This window comes from Gluconobacter oxydans, assembly GCF_006539685.1.
GTDB classification, from domain to species: Bacteria; Pseudomonadota; Alphaproteobacteria; order Acetobacterales; family Acetobacteraceae; genus Gluconobacter; species Gluconobacter oxydans.
Window position 1 is genome coordinate 1 of sequence record NZ_BJNM01000085.1, and the last position, 1,679, is coordinate 1,679.

Genomic DNA, 1,679 nt, shown 5'->3' on the forward strand with positions numbered 1-1,679 from the left:
TTCCTTACCAGATCCACACCATCCTGACCGACAACGTCCTATATCGGGAAGCATCCGGTCGATTTGGCAACACGTCTCCATCGGCAGTTTGCACTGTCGTTGAAAAATACTGCAAGCAAAAACCAGGCGGTCTCCACCGCAAAATAAGGGCGCTCCCGGCCATAGCAAACACAGGGTCCAGTGCGGCATGTTGGTGCCGTGGCCCTAACCGTCCTGAAGATGGGATGCGAAAACCCAGGTGGAAGACCCTAACATTATCTACAGGGTCGCAGATGCGCCCTCACGGCACCAATAGAGAGGGGTTCCTCCACCTGGCACCGGCCCTTCGACGAAAGGCCGGTAATCGTCACCGCGTTTGATGATCGCGTGCACAACGCGCCCCATCTTTGCGGTGATGGCTGTGGACGCCTTGCGACGCAGGTCCGGATCATGCCGGTCCCTGGCCACATAGCGGTCGAACTTGTCACGGAAGCTGTTCTCACGCTGGCGAATGGCGACCTGTGCCGCCATCCACAGTGTCCGTCGCAGACGCGCGTTGCCGCGTTTGGACAGCTTGGTTTTGCCGCGATATTGGCCTGACTGATAGGTTGACAGGTCAAGACCACAGAATTTCAGAAATTGCCGGTGATGACGAAATCGCCGCAGGTCGCCTGCCTCGGCAAGAATCGTCAGGGCATGGATTGGCCCGATCCCCGGCACCTGCTGCAAGCGTTGAAAGTCGCTGTGATCGCCGAGTAGGTCAATCGCAGCTTCCTCGATCGCATCACGTTGCGCGATCAGCCTTCGCGCCTCGCCTAGGACGACCCGGAACATCTCGATCGCTGGGGCATCCGGAGAAACAGGCAGCGCAATCGATCTATGAGCTGTTTCCCAGATATCACCCAGAAGACGAGATTTACTGACCTTGCGCCCAACAACACTCCAGGCGGCAGCAACAAACGCCTCCTTGCTGAGCGCGGTAATAGCAGCTGGAACAGGAAATTGCTCAAGGAGGGCAAAGAACCAGTCGCTGCGCGTGTTGCCCTTGAAGCGCTCAATTTCCGGAAAATAGAGAGGCAGATAGTGGGTAAGGATCCGGTGCTGGACCTCGGTTTTGGCACGGGAAATCACTTCATGGGTAACGGACAATTCCTGAATGTTGTTGATCTCGTTGGCAAGAGGATCATGATATGGTTTGGCTGCGCCAATCTGGAGCATGTGCAGGATGACCTGTGCATCCTTGGGGTCATTCTTGTCCCAGCCGTTGTGCAGCGCCTCTCGCGTGCGGGCCAGAGCGACCGAAGAAATCAGGCGTGCATCAAACCCGGCCTGCACGAGGCGCCAGGCCAGCGGACGATGATAATGTCCGGTCGGCTCGAAGCCAACAATGACCGGCCGCGGTGCCAGGGCCTGCAGTTCTGCAATGAAACGGTCATGTTCTGTGCGCGTGTTGGCCACAGTCAGGCGTCGACGCCGTCGATTACCGGGCACCTCAATCAAGACTTCATTGCGTGATTTGGCAACATCGATAGCGACGAGAACAGCTGTTGTCGGTGTAGGGTTGGGTCTGGTCACGGCCGGTTATCTCCCCTGTGTGGCTGGACACCATCATTGTGGAGACATATCGCCCGGTCCGTGGCCACCTATCTGGCCTTAAGGCCAGATAGGTGAACTCTGCAAAAGAGCTTCCCGATGTGCTA

At 57.2% G+C, this 1,679-nt stretch carries 1 protein-coding gene; it reads right to left on the reverse strand.

The features are described from left to right. Positions 1–258: 258 nt before the first annotated feature. The gene (locus GOX01_RS12635; protein ID WP_011252867.1) at positions 259–1,554 is read right to left on the reverse strand and encodes an IS110 family RNA-guided transposase; all 1,296 of its coding nucleotides are present in this window, start codon (positions 1,552–1,554) and stop codon (positions 259–261) included. Positions 1,555–1,679 lie beyond the last annotated feature (125 nt).